This is a genomic window from Blastomonas ursincola, from assembly GCF_013607875.1.
In the GTDB taxonomy this organism is placed as follows: Bacteria; Pseudomonadota; Alphaproteobacteria; order Sphingomonadales; family Sphingomonadaceae; genus Blastomonas; species Blastomonas ursincola.
Genome location: NZ_VDES01000002.1, coordinates 812,640 through 830,572, shown reverse-complemented (window position 1 = coordinate 830,572; position 17,933 = coordinate 812,640). Strand labels below are relative to the sequence as shown.

15 protein-coding genes and 1 tRNA gene are annotated in these 17,933 nt (G+C 65.7%); 7 read left to right on the top strand and 9 right to left on the bottom strand.

The genetic code is table 11. The features are described from left to right. Window positions 1-57 precede the first annotated feature (57 nt). Window positions 58-1,965: a sensor domain-containing diguanylate cyclase gene (locus FG486_RS10025; RefSeq protein WP_181267401.1), complete on the top strand. Its 1,908-nt coding sequence runs from the start codon at window positions 58-60 to the stop codon at window positions 1,963-1,965. Window positions 1,966-2,385: 420 nt separating this feature from the next. Here FG486_RS10025 and FG486_RS10020 read toward each other — a convergent pair whose 3' ends face one another. From FG486_RS10020 to aroA, 6 genes are all read right to left on the bottom strand, one after another. Then, the gene (locus tag FG486_RS10020) at window positions 2,386-2,667 is read right to left on the bottom strand and encodes an integration host factor subunit beta (RefSeq protein ID WP_060979331.1); all 282 of its coding nucleotides are present in this window, start codon (window positions 2,665-2,667) and stop codon (window positions 2,386-2,388) included. A gap of 318 nt (window positions 2,668-2,985) precedes the next feature. After that, window positions 2,986-4,698 (bottom strand): 30S ribosomal protein S1, encoded by a 1,713-nt coding sequence (gene rpsA / locus FG486_RS10015; RefSeq protein WP_066284932.1) that lies wholly within the window; start codon window positions 4,696-4,698, stop codon window positions 2,986-2,988. A 202-nt stretch (window positions 4,699-4,900) separates the two neighbouring features. After that, window positions 4,901-5,542 carry a (d)CMP kinase gene (locus FG486_RS10010; protein WP_066284930.1) on the bottom strand — a complete coding sequence of 214 codons (642 nt, stop codon included), beginning with the start codon at window positions 5,540-5,542 and terminating at the stop codon, window positions 4,901-4,903. Further along, window positions 5,539-6,468, bottom strand: a complete 930-nt coding sequence (gene bla / locus FG486_RS10005) for a subclass B3 metallo-beta-lactamase (RefSeq protein ID WP_181267400.1) — start codon at window positions 6,466-6,468, stop codon at window positions 5,539-5,541. Before bla ends, FG486_RS10010 begins: the two co-directional genes overlap by 4 nt. Next, on the bottom strand, window positions 6,465-6,725 hold the full coding sequence (locus FG486_RS10000; protein ID WP_060979323.1) for a CBU_0592 family membrane protein: 261 nt from the start codon (window positions 6,723-6,725) through the stop codon (window positions 6,465-6,467). The genes bla and FG486_RS10000 overlap by 4 nt, the downstream gene beginning before the upstream one ends. After that, on the bottom strand, window positions 6,722-8,065 hold the full coding sequence (gene aroA, locus FG486_RS09995) for a 3-phosphoshikimate 1-carboxyvinyltransferase (RefSeq protein ID WP_181267399.1): 1,344 nt from the start codon (window positions 8,063-8,065) through the stop codon (window positions 6,722-6,724). Before aroA ends, FG486_RS10000 begins: the two co-directional genes overlap by 4 nt. Before the next feature lie 189 nt (window positions 8,066-8,254). On the opposite strand from aroA, the gene FG486_RS09990 reads away from it, so the two are divergent. From FG486_RS09990 to FG486_RS09980, 3 genes are all read left to right on the top strand, one after another. After that, entirely contained in the window at window positions 8,255-8,569 is a 315-nt protein-coding gene (locus tag FG486_RS09990; protein WP_023839428.1) for a TIGR02300 family protein, read from the top strand. 119 nt (window positions 8,570-8,688) lie between these two features. After that, window positions 8,689-8,764 (top strand) — tRNA-Ala (locus FG486_RS09985). Window positions 8,765-8,854: 90 nt separating this feature from the next. Further along, the gene (locus FG486_RS09980) at window positions 8,855-9,487 is read left to right on the top strand and encodes an NAD(P)H-binding protein (RefSeq protein ID WP_181267398.1); all 633 of its coding nucleotides are present in this window, start codon (window positions 8,855-8,857) and stop codon (window positions 9,485-9,487) included. A gap of 1 nt (window position 9,488) precedes the next feature. On the opposite strand, the gene FG486_RS09975 is transcribed toward FG486_RS09980, so the two are convergent. From FG486_RS09975 to FG486_RS09965, 3 genes are read right to left on the bottom strand one after another with little or no spacing between them, the layout of a single operon-like run. Next, window positions 9,489-11,153, bottom strand: a complete 1,665-nt coding sequence (locus FG486_RS09975; protein ID WP_181267397.1) for a M20/M25/M40 family metallo-hydrolase — start codon at window positions 11,151-11,153, stop codon at window positions 9,489-9,491. A gap of 44 nt (window positions 11,154-11,197) precedes the next feature. Further along, on the bottom strand, window positions 11,198-11,578 hold the full coding sequence (locus FG486_RS09970) for an ArsR/SmtB family transcription factor (protein ID WP_060979319.1): 381 nt from the start codon (window positions 11,576-11,578) through the stop codon (window positions 11,198-11,200). 1 nt (window position 11,579) lies between these two features. Continuing rightward, on the bottom strand, window positions 11,580-12,785 hold the full coding sequence (locus tag FG486_RS09965) for a hypothetical protein (protein ID WP_181267396.1): 1,206 nt from the start codon (window positions 12,783-12,785) through the stop codon (window positions 11,580-11,582). Between the two features lie 124 nt (window positions 12,786-12,909). On the opposite strand from FG486_RS09965, the gene FG486_RS09960 reads away from it, so the two are divergent. The 3 genes from FG486_RS09960 (at window position 12,910) to FG486_RS09950 (ending at window position 17,920) form a co-directional block, all read left to right on the top strand. Then, on the top strand, window positions 12,910-13,791 hold the full coding sequence (locus FG486_RS09960) for a LysR family transcriptional regulator (RefSeq protein ID WP_181267395.1): 882 nt from the start codon (window positions 12,910-12,912) through the stop codon (window positions 13,789-13,791). Between the two features lie 114 nt (window positions 13,792-13,905). Next, a complete protein-coding gene (locus tag FG486_RS09955; RefSeq protein ID WP_181267394.1) occupies window positions 13,906-15,465 on the top strand; it encodes a proton-conducting transporter transmembrane domain-containing protein in 1,560 nt (519 codons plus the stop codon). 31 nt (window positions 15,466-15,496) lie between these two features. Continuing rightward, entirely contained in the window at window positions 15,497-17,920 is a 2,424-nt protein-coding gene (locus FG486_RS09950; RefSeq protein ID WP_181267393.1) for a YbcC family protein, read from the top strand. Window positions 17,921-17,933: the final 13 nt, after the last annotated feature.

The following is a 17,933-nucleotide window of genomic DNA, read 5'->3' as shown; positions in this document are numbered from 1 at the left end:
AACCAAAATCGTCCACAAGGCGCCATGCTTGCCCGCCTCTCGCCATGGTTTCGTTCGATGTCGGTCAGCTCGCGCACGGCGCTGAGCCTCGCCATCGGATTTACCCTGATGATCGCTGCGACCGCGCTAGTCGCCTTTTCGCAGGAGCGCGCCAAGGCGATCGACGAATCGCTGGCGCGGCTCGACCAGCGCAACGCCGCAGTGGTGCACGAACTCACCGACCGGTTCGATCGCATCCAGCGGACGCAGACACGCGCGGTCGAGCTGTTCCGCGAAGAGCACACCGCGCTGACCGATGCTGAGGCGCGGCGCGCGTTCGAGGCGCTCTATCCGCTGCGCCCCGACGGCACGCGGCGCAGCATCGACAGGATGTTCACCGGCGGCCCGACCGCGATCGGGATGGTGCACGGCATGGCGGGCTTCATCCCTGCCGGGATCGACCAGGACGATGGCGCGGTGCGCGACATCGTGGCCGCGACCCTGGCCATCCGCCGCCTCAGCGAGGGCAGCCGTCACGATCTGGAAAGCCTCTATTATTTCACGCCGCGCAACGGCATCGTCATCTTCGCGCCTGACCGTCCCGACCGGCTGGAATTCTATCGCCAGACCGCGCCTGCGGACTTCGCGTTTCAGGACCGCGAGTTCGCGACCATTTCGACCATCGCCGCCAATCCTGCGCGCGCGATGCGCTGCACCGGACTGCAATCGCTGATCTCGCTGAAATATCAGGAGGTCTGGACGACGGGCTGCATGACCCCGGTCGATCGCGATGTGCGGCATATCGGCACGTTCGGCACGTCGATGCCACTCGACGAGATTGCCCCGGCAGGGCGCTTTGCCGACTCCGCAGAAGAACAGGTTATCCTGATCTCGCGCGAGGGGCGGCTGATCTATCATCCCGGCTATACGCGGCAGAACAGCCGCAAGACCGGGGAATATCTGGACATCACGAACAGCGCACGGTCCGACCTGGCTGCGATCTGGGCGCTGGTGCGTCGCCATGGCCAGAATGGCTATGTCGGCAAGGCAGAGGCTCTCGATGCCTATGTGTCGCTGCACCAGGTGCCCGGCCCGGGCTGGTATGCGCTCACCGTCAAGCCCGAGCAGCTGATCCTGGCCAGGGCGCTGCGCCCGATCCCGCGTATCGCGGCCATGGCGGTGATCGCGCTGGCCGGCTGTCTGCTGATTGTGGTGCTGGTGCTGCGCCATCTGGTCGCCAAGCCGCTGCGGCGGTTGACGCGCGAAGCGGAACGGATCACGCGCGGCCTGGCCAGCGATGCGATGCTGGAGATGCCCGCCGATGATCGCACCGGCAACGAGGTTGCCCGGCTCGTCTCGCGCTTCGAGACGCTGGCCGGTGCGATCCGCACCTCGCATGGCGAGCTGGAGCAGCGCGTCGCCGAACGCACCAGGGCGCTCAACGATGCCAATGAAAAGCTGCGCATCCTGTCGGAACTCGACCCACTGACCGGTGTTGCCAACCGGCGCAAAGTGTTGAGCGATCTCGACGCCCGGCTCGAGCGCATGGGCACCGGTGGGTCGCTCGCGGTCATCGTGCTCGATATCGACCGGTTCAAGACGATCAACGACCGCCACGGCCATGTTGCCGGCGACGATGCGCTGCGGGCGCTGGCCAGTCGGGTGCAGTCGCTGCTGCGGCCGGGCGACATGATCGGTCGGATGGGCGGCGAAGAGTTCATGGTCATCCTCGACCGCGCGCGACCAGTCATCGCCGATGCCATTGCCGAACGCATCCGCGCCGCGATCGCGCGCCAGCCGTTCCAAGTGCATGGCAATCTGACGCTGAACATCACCGCTAGCCTGGGCGTTGCATGCTGGAGCGCTGGCGACAGCGCAAAGGCACTGTATGCCCGCGCCGATGCGGCGCTCTATGAAGCCAAGGCATCGGGACGCAATTGTGCGATCAGCAGCCGCGATCCATTGCAAGGGCGCAACGCCGCCTGATCCGGCGCGGAGCGCCTGCCCTGTCGGCAGGCCTGGTGCGGGCGGGGGGACTCGAACCCCCACGGGCAAAGCCCGACGGATTTTCTTACCCGCCACGGCTTTCGCCGCCGCGCCGCCTGGGGCGCGTTCGGGGTCTGGACTATCCCTTCACCCTGCCCTGGCATTTCAGGGTTTAGGTGCTGCCCGTCTAGTCTCTACACCTTCCCGGCCGCGAGGCACGGGCTTGGCTCGGGATTGCCATTTGACAGGGTTCCCCGAATTTGAGCAGTTCTACGTCGCAGGTTTCCCCGCGCGCACTCACATGATGTTCAAGTCCGTTGCGTCTACCATTTCGCCACGCCCGCACGGCGCAGGGGTCTATAAGCCGGGATAAAGCAGCGCGGCAAGTCCGTAGCTTGCCTGCCCGCTCCGTCTGGTTGCTCAATCGGCGTTGAGCCGGGCGCGCATTTCCTTGCCGGGCTTGAAATACGGCACGCGCTTGGCGGGCACGTCGACGGCTTCGCCCGTACGCGGGTTGCGCCCCTTGCGCGGCTCGCGCGCGCGGGTGGAAAAGGCTCCGAAGCCCCGCAATTCGACCCGTCCGCCTTCAGCCAGTCGCTCGATGATGTTGTCGAAGAAGATATCGAGGATCTTTTCGATCTCGTCTGACCGGAGCCCTGGATTTTCTTCCTCCAGCAGCTGCAGCAGTTCCGATCGTATCATGGTCAATCTCCTGCAATCGATTACACGACGGGATGCCAGGCTGCGGCGTCCCTCACACCACATCCCACAATCAATTGACCAGCCCCCCGACAAGCCAATGCGTCTGACCCGTATAACGGAAACGCAGATGCAAGTGCCCAGCGCTGTTGCCAGTCGACAGGCAGTCAAATGCTGTCAGAAATCGTGATTGGTTTCAACGCTGTTCTTGGGGGCGCTGCTGCTATTCGCGCCAGATTGCACAAAAAAGGGCACCGGCCGAAAGCCGATGCCCCTTTTTGAAACGTCACCCGCACTGACGCACGGGGAAGACCCTTAGGATCAGTCTTCGCGCTGCTTGAGAGCGGCGCCGAGGATGTCGCCCAGCGACGCACCCGAATCGGACGAACCGTACTGTGCAACCGCCTGCTTTTCTTCGGCCAGCTGGTGCGCCTTGACCGAGAAGGTCGGCTTGCGCGAGCGATCGAAACCGGTGACCATCGCGTCGAGCTTCTGGCCGACCTGGAAGCGGTCGGGACGCTGTTCGTCGCGGTCGCGGCCCAGATCGTTGCGCTTGATGAAGCCGGTCGCGCCGTCTTCGCCAACCTGGACTTCCAGGCCGCCGTCGCGCACTTCGAGCACGGTGACGGTGACGACTTCGTTCTTGCGCAGGTTCGAGCTGTCGGCGCCGCCCACGGCCGGAGCACCCTTTTCGAGCTGCTTCATGCCCAGCGAGATGCGCTCCTTCTCGACATCGACGTCGAGAACGATCGCCTTCACCTGCTCGCCCTTGAGGTGCAGGTTGAGCGCGTCTTCACCCGAGATGCCCCAGGCGATATCCGACATGTGGACCATGCCGTCGACATCGCCATCCAGGCCGATGAACAGACCGAACTCGGTCGCGTTCTTGACTTCGCCCTCGACGACGCTGCCCACTGGGTGCTTTTCTGCAAAGGCGTCCCAGGGGTTCGACTGTGCCTGCTTGAGGCCCAGCGAGATGCGGCGCTTTTCGGCATCGACTTCCAGAACGATGACATCGACTTCCTGGCTGGTCGAAACGATCTTGCCGGGATGGACGTTCTTCTTGGTCCACGACATTTCCGAAACGTGCACCAGGCCTTCGATGCCCGGCTCCAGCTCGACGAACGCACCATATTCGGTGATGTTGGTGACGGCACCCGAAAGCTTCGCACCGACCGGATACTTGACGCTGGCGCCTTCCCACGGATCGCTTTCGAGCTGCTTCATGCCCAGCGAGATGCGCTGCGTATCCTGGTTGATACGGATGATCTGCACCTTGACGGTTTCGCCGATGCTGATCGCTTCGCTCGGGTGGTTGATGCGCTTGTAGCTGATGTCGGTGACGTGCAGCAGGCCGTCGATGCCGCCCAGGTCGACGAACGCACCGTAATCGGTGATGTTCTTGACCACGCCGTCGATGATCTGGCCTTCGGCCAGCGACTGGATGAGGCCGGTGCGCTGTTCGGCACGGGTTTCTTCCAGAACGGCGCGACGCGAGACGACGATATTGCCGCGACGACGGTCCATCTTGAGGATCTGGAAGGGCTGCGGGATGTCCATCAGCGGGGTGACATCGCGCACGGGGCGGATATCGACCTGGCTGCCGGGCAGGAACGCGACGGCGCCGTCGAGATCGACGGTGAAGCCGCCCTTGACGCGACCGAAGATCACGCCTTCGACGCGCTTGCCTTCGCCGAATTCATTTTCCAGCTTGTCCCATGCGGCTTCGCGGCGTGCGCGGTCGCGCGACAGCATCGCTTCGCCATCGGCATTCTCGATCCGGTCGACATAGACTTCGACTTCGTCACCGACCTTCAGGCCGTGGTCCTGACCGGGGGCGGCGAACTCGCGCAGCGCCACGCGGCCTTCCGACTTCAGACCGACGTCGATGACGGCCTTGTCGTTTTCGATTGCAGTGACCGTGCCCTTGACGACGCGGCCTTCGAATCCGCCGTCGACAGCGGCAGCGCCGCCCAGCGATTCGTCGAGAAGTGCCGCAAAATCATCGCGGCTGGGAAATGCCGTAGAGGCCATAAATCCAACGTTCCTTAACACAGTTTTGTCCGGCCAGCCGGTTGTCTCCGGCGGTCTTGGCTGAACCTGCCCCCCGGGCCGAATGCACCGGAAAGCGCCCGAAAAGCGCATGTTTGCGGGGGACAGCAGCAGATATGCAAACAGCGCGAACGCTCGCCCGGACCGCTTGCGGCGCGTGCGATGTTCACGATGATCGAAACATCTAAGGTCGGGCGGCTGGGCCGCCTTCTGTCCTGCCGTTCACCAGCTCTATGGCCCTTTGAACGGCCTGCCCTATAGTCAAATCGCTGGTATCAAGCAAGAGCGCGTCATCGGCGGGCTTGAGCGGCGCGACCGCCCTTCCGGAATCGCGCGCGTCACGTGCGGCGAGGTCTGCCGCGATCTCCTCCAGCGTCACCTGTTCGCCCCGGCTCAGCATCTCATGATAGCGCCGCGCGGCGCGTGCGGCGACGCTGGCGGTGACGAACAGCTTGGCCGCAGCATCGGGCGCGATCACCGTGCCGATATCGCGACCGTCGAGCACTGCCCCGCCCGGTTGCGATGCAAACGCCCGCTGCCGTTCGAGTAGCGCCTGGCGGACCGCAGGGTGACGCGAGGCGCGGCTGGCAAGGCCACCTGCCATCTCACTGCGCAGATGGTCGTCGTTCAGCAGCGCATCGTCGAACGCGCAACCGGCCAGCGCCTCGTCGGGATTGTCGGGATCGCCGCCCAGCCTCACCGCCATCACGCCGACGGCGCGATAGAGCAGCCCGGTGTCGAGATGCGGCAGCCCGAAATGCTTGGCCAGCGCCCTGGCGATCGTGCCCTTGCCGCTCGCCGTAGGTCCATCGACCGCGATGATCATGGCCGCTTGCCCGCGTCTGCAGCGGCCTGCTCTTTGGCCAGGGCCTTCAGGAAACCTTGCTCCATAGCGCTGTTGAACCGCTGCAACTCGCCCGGATCGACAAAGGCGTCCCTTTCTCCCGCCAGCTGCCGCGCGCGCTTTTCGTGCAGGCCGAAGAACATGTCATGGTTAGCGAGAAACACGTCTGCCTGTATCGCCCGAACCTTGGCGAAGCTGGCGCGGTAATTGTCGGCCATGCCCGGATAGGCGGGCGGCACCAGCGACTGGCCGCCCAGCGAAGCGCTGCAATGCAGGAAGACCTTGCGAGGGGTGCCGGTGGAATCCTTCGCGGTCAGGCCCCATGAGGTGCATCCCGGCGAGTGGCCCGGCGTCAGATGCGCGGTCAGCGTGGTCCCGCCCAACCTGACCGTATCGCCGTCTCCGACCGTGCGATCGACCCGCACCGGCGGAAACAGCGCGTCCTTTGTCGGGCCATGGTCGACACGCCCGGCCTCCAGATAGGGCTTGTCCGCCGCGCTGCCGATGACCTTGGCGCCGCTCGCGCGCTGCAGGCCCGCCAGCCCTGCGGCATGGTCGAAATGGCCATGCGTGTTGAGGATATACTTTACGTCCTTGGGCTCGAAGCCCAGCGTGCGGATATTGTCCAGGATCTGCGGCACCGATTGAGCGAGCGCGCCATCGATCAGCACATGCCCCTCGGGCGTGGTGACCAGGAACACGCCGATCCCGGCGGTGCCGACATAATGAACGTTATCCAGGATGGTGAAAGGGGCCATCCGATCGTTCCAGCGCATCTCGGTCGCGAACTCGCCGACGGGCTCTGCTTCGGCCGCGGCGATCTGCGCATCGCTCGCAAGGCGCGGGGTGGCCATCGGGGCAGAGGCGCAGCCCGTCAGCAGGAGGGTGAAAAGGACGGTTCGTTTCATGATGGTTTCCCCTCGCGCCGCGCACGCAGCGCGCTGATGATCCCCGATAGCGCGATCAGACCCCAGGCAGTCTCGAGAATCACGGCCGCGAGGTTGAAATGCACCGAAAGCGAGATGAGCAGCAGGATGGCACCTGCCAAGTTGATCGCGTTGAACAGCAGCTTGTCGATCTGCCGGGCCCGGTTGGCATAGATGAAGCCGCCCATGAACAGCACGCTGCCGATAATGCCGATGATATTGGCGACAAGCGGGCTCATGCCCCAGCCTGCGCGCTTTCGAGCAGCGTCAGGAAATCGGGGAAGCTGGTCGCGATGGGCCGCGTGTCGTCGACCTCGACGCCCGAATCGCTCACCAGCCCCGCCACCGCAAAGCTCATCGCGATACGGTGGTCGAGCGATGTCGTGATCGGCCCGCCGCCGGGCAGCGCGCTGCCCCCGCTGCCGGTGATGACAAGGCCGTCCTCGCGCTCTTCCACCGCCGCGCCGATCGCCTCGAGCCCACGCGCCATGGTGGCGAGCCGGTCCGATTCCTTGACGCGCAACTCGTCGAGCCCCGAGGTCACGGTCGTACCCTCGGCCATCGCGGCGGCGATGAAGAACACCGGAAACTCGTCGACCATGCTTGGCACGATCGCGGGATCGACGGTGATTCCCTTGAGCGCGCTCGCCCGCACGCGCAGGTCCGCCACCGGCTCGCCGCCGACGGTGCGTTCATTAAGCCGCTCAATCTGCCCGCCCATCGCCTCGAGCACGGTAATGATGCCGGTGCGGGTGACGTTCATGCCGACATTCTCGATGATCAGATCCGATCCCGGCACGATCAGCGCGGCGACGATGAAGAACGCGGCGGACGACGGATCGCCCGGAACGACGATATCCTGTGCCTTGAGATCGCACGGTCCGGTGACCGAGATATGCCGTACGCCTTCGGCATCGACCTCGACCGTCAGCGGTGCGCCGAATCCGGCGAGCATCTTTTCGCTATGGTCGCGCGTCGCCACCGGTTCGAGCACCGTGGTGGTACCCGGCGTGTTGAGCGCGGCGAGCAGGATCGCCGATTTGACCTGCGCGGAGGCGACGGGAAGCCGATAGGTGATCGGCACCGCCGGCTGCAGGCCGCGCACCATCAGCGGCAGCGTGCCGCCGGGGCTGGCGCCAAACTCCGCGCCCATTTCGCTGAGCGGATCGGTAACGCGCGCCATCGGGCGGCGGCTCAAGGATGCATCGCCGGTGAACATCGCGGTGATCGGGTGGCTGGCGACCAGCCCCATCAGCAGGCGGGTCGAGGTGCCGCTATTGCCCATGTCGAGCGCCTGTTGCGGCTGCATCAGCCCGCCCACACCGACGCCGTGCACCGTCCACACGCCATCGTCGCCGCGTGCGATCGTCGCGCCCATCGCCCGCATCGCGGCGGCGGTGGCAAGCACGTCTTCGCCTTCCAGTAGTCCCGAGATGCGGCTCTCGCCCACGCACAGCGCCGACAGCATCAGCGCGCGGTGCGAGATCGACTTGTCGCCGGGAACGCGGATCGCGCCGGTCAGCGCAGAGCCTGCGGAAAAGCGGCGCGGGCGCGCCGCCTCGTCAGCATGATGGGCCATGATGTTCAGTGCATTTCCGTTTGGGCATGGTCTGCCGGGGAGTAAAAGCGACGCAGCTTTTGACAGCGGCACAAAGCTATGGCAAGGCGCACGCCAATTTTCCGGCCGGTGGCGTGCGCGCCGCCTTGCGGAAGCATGCAACCTTCTCCACATCGATCCATTGATTGAGCTGAAACCGAGGCATTTTTCATGATCAAGCCTGAATGGGGCGCCAAGCACAGCTGCCCGAAATGCGGCACCCGCTTCTACGACCTTGGCAAGGACGACCCCGTATCCTGCATCAACTGCGGCAACAGCTGGACGCCCGAGCCGGTGCTGAAGTCCAAGCAGCCGCTGCCCTTCGAGGAAGAGAAGAAGAAGGTCATCGAGAAGGAAGATGTCGATCTGGCCGATGAGGATCTGGACATCGACGAAGACGGCGATTCGCCCGACAACGATGTCGACCTGGGCGGAGACGACGACCTGGGCGTCGCCGCAGCGGACGACGACGACGAGGAAGGCTGAGCCTTTCCGACCCGATTACGAAATATGAGCAAGGGGCAAAATTGCCCCTTGCCACCTTCGGATCGCTCGACTAAAGGGCGGTCCTTCCCGACGCCGGGGGGTCAAAAACCGGCGAAGATGGGGCCTTAGCTCAGCTGGGAGAGCGCTACACTGGCAGTGTAGAGGTCAGCGGTTCGATCCCGCTAGGCTCCACCATTTTTCCTCGACATCGCAGTATATCTGGCGTCAGACTTCGCGCTGACAATGCGCGTGGCATTGCACCTGCGCGGCGGTGGAGGACGATCCATGAGCAAGATTCTCATCGCAGGTGCCACCGGGCTGGTCGGGCGGATCGCCCTGGCCCGGGCGCTCGATGATCCGCGCGTGACGCAGGTCGTCGCCCTGACGCGCCGTCCCCTGCCCTCGCACCCGAAGCTGGTCAACCCGCTAATCGATTACGAATTGCTGCCGCCCGATGCCGATTGGTGGCGTTGCGATGCCGTCATCTGCGCGCTCGGCACGACACGGGCCAAGGCGGGGTCGGCAGAGGCGTTCTGCCGGGTCGATCACGATTATCCGCTGATGGTTGCGACGCACGCACGCGCGCACGGCGCGAAAGCCTTTGCGCTGGTGTCCGCGATCGGCGCGGATGCGGGCTCGCGACTGCTCTACAACCGCACCAAGGGCGAGGTCGAGGCGAGCATCGGCGCGCTTGACTATCCCAGCTACACGATCGTCCGCCCCGGGCTGATCGGCGGTCAGCGCGACGAGTTCCGGCCGATGGAGCGCGTGTCCGATGCAATCCTCACTGTGCTAGGGCCGGTGCTGCCGCGCCAGTGGCGCATCAGCCCCGCGGAGAACATCGCCGCCGCGCTGATCGAGGCGGCGCTGGCCGCAAGGCCGGGACGGCACGTCGTGAGTGCCGCCCAGCTAGCCTGACCTATTCTTTCGGTGCACCGGACTTTTCGCGGATCGCCTTGAACTCGGAGCCAGGCTTCCATTGCGGCCAGCGGGTCGAATTGGCCAGTTCCGCGCCGATGATCCCGGTCAGCGCGATGTCCTGCACCGCACCGTCGAGATTCCAGTCCGGCCCCCAGGCGTCGCACGCCTGGTGATAGCATTGGCCGGTATAGGCATCGATCCAGGCCTGGCCCGCCGCGACGCCGCCCTGCTTGAGGTTCGACGCCCCCGCAATGCCCATCAGCAGCATCACCGGCACGCCGCGCTTGGCGAAGGAGAAATGGTCGGCGCGGTAGAACAGCCCGCGTTCGGGCAGGCTTTCGGGCGTCACCGTGCGCCCCTGGGTCGCGGCGACGCGCGCCATGTCGTCCTCGAGCGTGTTCTGCCCCTTGCCGACCAGCACCACATCCTTCGCCGCGCCTGCGGTCTGCAGGATGTCGAGCGCCAGATTGGCGACGGTCCTTTCCATCGGATAGACCGGATTGGCGGCATAATATTCCGAACCGAGCAGGCCGCGCTCTTCTGCCGTCCACAGACCGAACACCACCGAGCGCTCGGGCGCTGGCCCTGCCTTGATTGATCGGGCGATCTCGAACAATCCGGCAATACCCAGCGCATCGTCATTGGCCCCGGCGCGGTAGATGCGGCCCTGAACGTCGGGCTTGCCCTGGCCATAGGCATCCCAGTGCGCGCCGAACATCACGACCTCGTCGGGACGCTTGCTGCCGGTGATCCTGCCCAGCACATTGTGGCTGGTCACCACCTCGGGCTGCACCGGAATATCGGCATGGAGCGTCACGCCCTTCAACTCCACCGGGCGGAACTTGGGCGAGCGCGCCTCGACCTCGAGCTTGGCAAGGTCCAGCCCCGCCGCCGCGAACAGCCGCGTCGACATGTCGGCCGACAGCCAGCCCTGCAGCCGCACGCTGGTGAGCGCATCGGGCGCGCGGACGATGTCGTAATTCTCGCCGCCGGGGCTGATGACGACGTTCCAGCCATAGCCGACGCCCGCCGCATTGTGGACGATCAGCGCGGCGACCGCGCCCTGGCGTGCGGCTTCCTCGAACTTGTAGGTCCAGCGGCCATAATAGGTCATCGTCCGGTCGCCGAACTTGCCCGCCGCCGGCTCGCCCGGCTTGGCGACGAAATCGGGATCGTTGATCAGGAACACCGCGACCTTGCCCTTGAGGTCCGCGCCCTTGAAATCGTCCCAGCCGCGCTCGGGCGCATTCACGCCATAGCCGACGAACACCAGCGGCGCGTTGGCGACGCGCGCGGCGTCTTCGGGGCGGATGGTCGAGAGGTAGATATCCTCGGCCAGCCTGGGCGCGACCTTCCCCTTGGGCGTCGCGAAATCGAGCGTCCGCGGTGCCTGCAGCCTCGTGTGGAGGAGCGGCACCTTCTGCAGCCACTGGCCATCAGGCCCGGCCGGTTCCAGCCCCAGAGCCTCGAGACGCGCAATCAGATAGCCGAGCGTCCGCTCCTCGCCGCGCGTACCGGGCGCACGCCCCTCGAACGTGTCCGATGCGAGCGTGCGGACCGTTTCGACCAGCCGATCGGCATCGACGGCCATCTCGGTCTGGGCATGGACGGGAGCGGCGAGCGCGCCGATGGCGGCGGCGGCGAACAGGATATGTTTCAGCATGGACCCGTCTTAACGCCGCACCTTCTTAGCGCAAGCGATCAGGTTCAGGCCGCCTTTGCCGTGTCCACCGGTTCGAGCGAATCTTCTTCCCACAGCTGCTTGGCGCGCTGCACGTCGCTCTCGCTTACCTTGCCGATGCGGTGCGCGATGAAGTCGATTCCGTCGATCAGCCACAAGGCAAGCTGTGGCTGGGTCAGGCGATAGACCCGGCTCTGCGCGAAGCTCTCGATCTCTACCAGCCCCAGCGCGCGCAGCACGGCGAGATGCTGCGACAGCCGCGTCGGGGTAATGTCGAGCGCGGCGGCCATCTCGTTCACCGTCTGGTCGCCGATCCGCAGCTTCTGGATCAGGCGGATGCGGTCCGGGTGAGAAATCTGGCGCAGCACGGTGGCGAGTTCATGGGCAACGATCTTGCGGCTGGGCATCTTATTGGTCTCCATTGGCGGCAACGAGCCGAAGGGAAGGACGCGGCTGGCGCGGCGACGGGGCCAGTGCTGCCGCAGGAATGGCGCGCCACGACGAGCGGGCGCGCGAACGCTGCTCGCCGCCGCGACAGAGCTGGTGAATGAATTCGCCGTCGGTCACCTCGGTGACATACGGCGCGACGGAACCCCGGCCGGGGGTGATGATGCCGCAATCCCACAGCCGCACGGCGCCCTGCATCAGCCGCTGAGCGGCATGGCCAAGGCCAGCATGGTGCGCAGCCAGCGCGAGTGCCTGCACCAGCAAGGGCGCGTTGAGCGGCAGCGTGCCATCCGCCTCGTCGAGCACCTCGCCGGTGATCATGCTGACCCCGCGCCGATGCCACAGCATCGGCCAGGGGGTCCAGATGCCGCTGAGTTCGGCGAGCATCGCAAACACCAGGCTGCGCAGTTCGGGCAGCACGATGATCGCATCCCAGCGCCCGGCATGGCGGACAAGATGGCACAGCGCATCCTCGATCGGCAGAATCTCGATTTCCTGCTGGTCGCGCGTCGCGACGCGCCCCGAGACCAGCAGCTGGCGCACCAGTGCGTTGCGGCGTTGGGCATCGACGACGATGCCGATCCGCTGGCGCCCCTCGGCAAGCGCAGCCTGGAGCATCGCCTGCAGGGTTTCCGCGCGCGGCATGGGAGCATCGCAATCGGCATCGACAGCACAGGCGGCCGGGTGGGGCGACATCAGCATCACATCGAGCGTGCTCGCCTTGAGCGGCTTGCCGGTGCCCTGATCCTGCAGATAGCTTGCAACCCAATCGACCCGCGGCAGCATGGCATGGCCCCCGGCCTGAAAGGCGACAGGCGACACGTTCTGCCAGGGGTGAAACTGGAGCGCGGCCTTTGCGGCCCGGTGCGGCGCGGCCCATGCGGCAACCTGGCGAAGCGCACCTACCGGCCGCGCCGAGACATGCTGCACATCGAGTTCGAGCCATGCAGCGAGCCGCGCCAGCGCATCGCGCCAGTCCTGCGGCACCGGCTCGGCCTGCTCCGCCAGCAGCAGTTGCGATCCGTCGACCAGGCTGAGCGCAGGACGCGGGTCGGTGGAAAGCCCCTGACCGGATTGAACTGCGGGGATCCGGTCAGGGGCAACGCCCGCTTGTGCGACCGCAAGCGAGCGAAAGGGAAGGTCAGGCTGTTCGGGCAATGTTTCCATCGAAAGGACCTTTGCGAGCGTCTGGGCTTGGACTGCTGACTAAACGCATTGCGCACATCGCGGAAATTCAATAAAAACGTCCAATCGTTCGATTAATGCGAACTGCCTGGCGGAGTGGACTGCGATGCACCTCAATTTCAAGCATCTGCGCTATTTCCATGCGGTGGCGCATGACGGCAATCTCACCAACGCCGCGCGGCGGCTCAACGTCTCGCAATCCGCGCTGTCGACCCAGATCAAGCTGCTGGAAGAAAACATTGGCCATCAACTGTTTGAGCGTCGCGGACGGCGGCTCGAACTGACCGAAGCGGGGCGCGTCGCGCTGAACTATGCCGACAGCATGTTCGAGACCGCGAACGAGATGATGGCGACCTTTGCCGGCGGCAGCGGCAGCAGCCGACGGCATCTGCGTGTCGGGGCGCTCTCGACCCTGTCGCGCAATTTCCAGATGCGCTTCCTTGCGCCCATGGTCGGCCGCGACGACGTGCACATGGTGATCCGTTCGGGCTCGCTGCGCGACCTGGTCAAGGCGCTCGAGGCGCACGAGCTCGACGTGCTGCTGACCAACCGCCTGCCCTTTCGCGACAGTGGCACAAACTGGGTCGCGCACCTGGTCGACCAGATTCCGGTGAGCCTGATCGGCCCGCAAAAGGTCGATGTCTCCCGCACCCCGCTGCGCGAGTTGCTGATGACCATGCGACTGGTGGTTCCCGCTACGGATTCCGGGGTTCGCGCCGATTTCGACCTGCTGGTCGACCGCCTCGGCATCCTGCCCAATATCATCGCCGAGGCCGATGACATGGCGATGCTGCGCCTGTTGCTGCGCGCCGGAACCGGGGTGGGCGTGGTGCCGCCGATCGTGGTGCGCGACGAGCTCAATATCGGCAGCCTGCACGACATCATGTCGATCCCCGGCCTGACCGAATCCTTTTACGCGATGACCCAGTCACGGCGCTTTCCGCACCCCCTGGTCGATCAGCTGCTCGAGATCGCCAAAATCGCCTAGTTCGGAATTTCAGAACCAAATCTTTATTTCATTGAATTTTCCGTATCGATCGTTCGTCCGTATCCGTTTGCGACACGCGTGCCCTTGCCGGGGCCATACGGAGACGGAAAGACGATGGATATCGCCCTTGCCCTGACAATCGGGATCGCCGCATTCACCGGATTGGGTGGTATCGCCCTGCTCGCAGGCGACCGCCATGCCCGCCTGACCGGACGGGCGCTGGAAGCCGCCCTGCTCGCCTGTCTTGGCCTCGCCATCGCGGCGCTGGTGCAGCTGATCACCGCAGGACCGGTCACCTCCGAACTGCTGGTCTGGCAGCATCTGGGGCTTTCCGTCCGGCTCGACGCCGTCAGCCTGCCGGTGACGATCCTGGTCAGTTTTGTCGGCTGGGTCGTGCTGCGCTATTCGCGCACCTATCTGGGCGACGAACCGCGCCGCGCGCATTTCAAGGCCTGGCTGAGCTTCACACTGGCCAGCGTGCTGCTGTTCGCGCTGTCGGGCAATCTCTTGCAACTGGTGCTGTTCTGGATCGCCACCAGCCTGTGCCTGCACAAGCTGCTGCTCTTCTATCCCGATCGCGCTGCTGCACGCCGCGCCGCGCGCAAGAAATATATCACGGCACGCATCGCCGATGTCGCGCTGCTCGGATCGGCGGCGCTGCTGTTCTGGGTCTATGGTACTGGCGATATCGCCGCCATCCTCGATAGCGCACGCGGCGGTGAAAGCGGCACCGCGATCCGCTTTGCGGTGTTCGGCTTGGCGCTCGCCGCCGTCATCAAGTCGGCGCAATTCCCGCTGCACGGCTGGTTGACCGAGGTGATGGAGGCACCGACCCCGGTCTCGGCGCTGCTGCATGCAGGCGTCATCAATGCGGGCGGCTTCCTGCTCATCCGCTTTGCCGATGTCCTGCTGCTGTCGCCCGCGATCATGGCGGGATTGGTGATGATCGGCGGCTTCACCGCGGTGTTCGGCGGGCTGGTGATGCTCACCCAGCCTGCGGTCAAGACCTCGCTCGCCTGGTCCACCGTCGCGCAGATGGGCTTCATGATCATGCAGTGCGGCCTGGCGCTGTTCCCGCTGGCCATGCTGCACATCATCGCGCACTCGCTCTACAAGGCGCACAGCTTCCTTGCCTCGGGTGGCGCGGTCGAGCGGATCGCGGCGCTGCGGCGGCCGGGTCCGGTTGCCATTCCGGGTGCCAAGGCGGTGACCGGCGCGTTCCTCGCCGCGCTCGCCATCTATGTCGCCATCGGCTTTGCCTTCCGCTTTCAGGATACTTCGCCGCAGTCGATCGCGCTGGGTGCCATCCTGATCTTCGGCATCGCCTATCTGCTGGCCCAGGGTCTCGCTGGCGCCGCTCCCGTCCCTCTGATGCGCCGGATGGTCGTCTATTCGCTCGCAGCCTCGCTCGGCTATTTCGCGCTGCACCACGTTGCCGATGCGCTGCTGCTCGGCCCCCTGCCCGCAACGCCCGCGCCCGGACCGCTCGAATGGGTGCTGATGATCCTGGCGGTGGTCAGCTTCGGGCTGGTTGCCATCGCCCAGTCGATGTTCCCGCTCTGGGCCTATCACCCCGCGGCGGCGGGCCTCAGGGTCCACCTTTCCAACGGCCTTTACGCCAACGCGCTGTTCGACCGCATGCTCGGCGGCTGGACCCTGAAGCGGTCGCGTTGACCACAAGATACGATTTTCCAAGGAGTTTGCCATGACGCAGGACAGCCTGACCAAGCCCAAACCGACCGCCGCAGACATCGCGCCGATCGCCGACGCTGCCGCGCGCGCCATTCCGCCGGTCTGGCCGCTCGCCTCCAGCGTGGCCGTGAACCCCTATCTCGGCCAGGCCGGGCTCGACCTCGCTACCACCGCCGCGCTGCTCGCACGGGTGAGCGATGCGCCGGCCACGATGGCGCGCAGCTGGTATCGCGAGCGGATCGGCAATGGATCGATCACCGATGGCGATCTGGCCGCCGCGCTCGCCGCCTGCACCGTATCGCCCTGCCCCGCGAGCGTCGCCGAGCTCAAGCTCGCAGCGCAGCGCCCGCATGTCCGCAAGGACCCGCTGCCCACGATCGCCGATCTCGCCGCACGCGTCTCGGGCATCGACTGGCCTGCGATCATCGCCGAGCGCTTGGGCCACTGGATCGCCGGATGGAGCGATGAGGGCCAGGCCTTGTGGGCCGCACCGCAGGGCAAATCCGCCTTTCGCGCCTGGCAGGATGTCGCCACCCACGATCTGACCCCCGAGATCGCCGGCCTCAAGGGCTTTGCCCGGTTCGTCGCCGATGCGCCCGACAGCGCAGCCGATGCGCTCGCCGCCAGCACCGCCCGGCTGGGTCTGCCTGACGCGGCGATGCCCACCTATTTTCACGCGCTGCTGATGACACTGGGCGGCTGGGCGCAGGTCGGCCGCTACCGGCTGTGGCAGGCCGAGCTGGCCGGTCAGCAGGACAGCACGCTCACCGATCTGCTGTGCATCCGCCTGATGTGGGAAGATGCGCTGCTGGCGCAGTATCGCAGCCCGATCCACGAAGCCTGGCAGGATGTGGTGGCCGCGCATTCCGCTCCGGTTGCGCCCGATGCCGATCAGATCATCGACGCCATCCTGCAGGAAGCCGCCGAACGGGCAGGCCAGCGGGCGATCGGCGAGACGCTCGCCGCTGCTCCGGCAAGCAGCGCCGCAGTGCCGCCCGCATTGCAGGCGGCCTTCTGCATCGACGTGCGCTCCGAGGTCTTTCGCCGCGCGCTTGAAGCGCTCGACCCGTCGATCCAGACGCTCGGCTTTGCCGGCTTTTTCGGGCTCGGCGCGTCGCATCGTCGCTTTGCCTCGGACGTCCATGAGCACCGGCTGCCGGTGCTGCTCAACCCGAAGCTGACCACCAGCTCGGGCGGGGCCGAACTGGAGGACGTCGACCGCGCAGCCCGCTACCGGTCGCGTGCCAAGCGCGCCTGGGGCCGATTCAAGCTGGCTGCCGTATCGAGCTTCGCCTTTGTCGAGGCGGCGGGCCCGGTCTATCTGGGCAAGCTGATGCGCGACAGTTTCGCCCTGAAAAAGACAAGTCTGCCCAACGATCCGATGCCGCGCCCCGACCCGGCGCTGAGCCTGGCCGACAAGATCGACGCGGCCACTGCGGTGCTGCGCGCAATGTCCCTGACACAGGATTTCGCACCGCTGGTGCTGCTCGTCGGTCATGGCGCGAACGTGGTCAACAATCCCCACGCCAGCGGGCTGCATTGCGGTGCGTGCGGCGGCTATTCGGGCGAGGTCAATGCGAGGCTGCTGGCCAGCCTACTCAATGAACCGGCGGTACGTGGCGGCCTGGCGAGCAATGGCATCATCGTTCCGTCGACCACATTGTTCCTTGCAGGCTTGCACGACACCACCACCGACAATGTGCTGATCTATGACGGCGATCACCCCTCGCCTGCCCATGCGAACGCGATAGACCAGGCCAGGGGTTGGCTGGCAAGCGCTGGCCTTGTCGCACGCGGCGAACGGGCGCTGCGCCTGCCCCGCGCCGATGGAGCGGCCGACGTCGCCAAGCGCAGCCGCGACTGGGCCGAGATCCGCCCCGAATGGGCGCTCGCCGGGTGCAAGGCCTTTATCGCGGCACCGCGCAGCCGTACCAGCGGCAAGTGCCTGGAAGGTCGCGCCTTCCTGCATGACTATCAGTGGCAGCAGGACGAAGGCTTTGGCGTGCTCGAACTGATCATGACCGCGCCGGTCGTGGTCGCCAGCTGGATCAGCCTGCAATATTATGGATCATCGGTCGCGCCGCACGTCTTTGGCGGCGGCAACAAGCTGATCCACAATGTCACCGGCGGCATCGGCGTGGTCGAGGGCAATGGCGGCACGCTGCGTGCAGGCCTGCCCTGGCAGTCGGTGCACGACGGCAGCGATCTGGTGCACGAACCGCTGCGGCTTTCGGTGTGCATCGAGGCACCGGTCGAGGCGATGACCGCGATCCTCGAACGGCATGAAGGCGTACGCGCGCTGTTCGACAATCGCTGGCTGCATCTGTTCGCGCTCAACGCCGCTGGCGAGCTGGCCTGGCGCTATACCGGCAACCTGCAATGGGAGCGGGTGGACGGACAGGGCCAGACCATGATGGAGCGTGATCTGGCTGCCTGATCGAGCGCCGGCC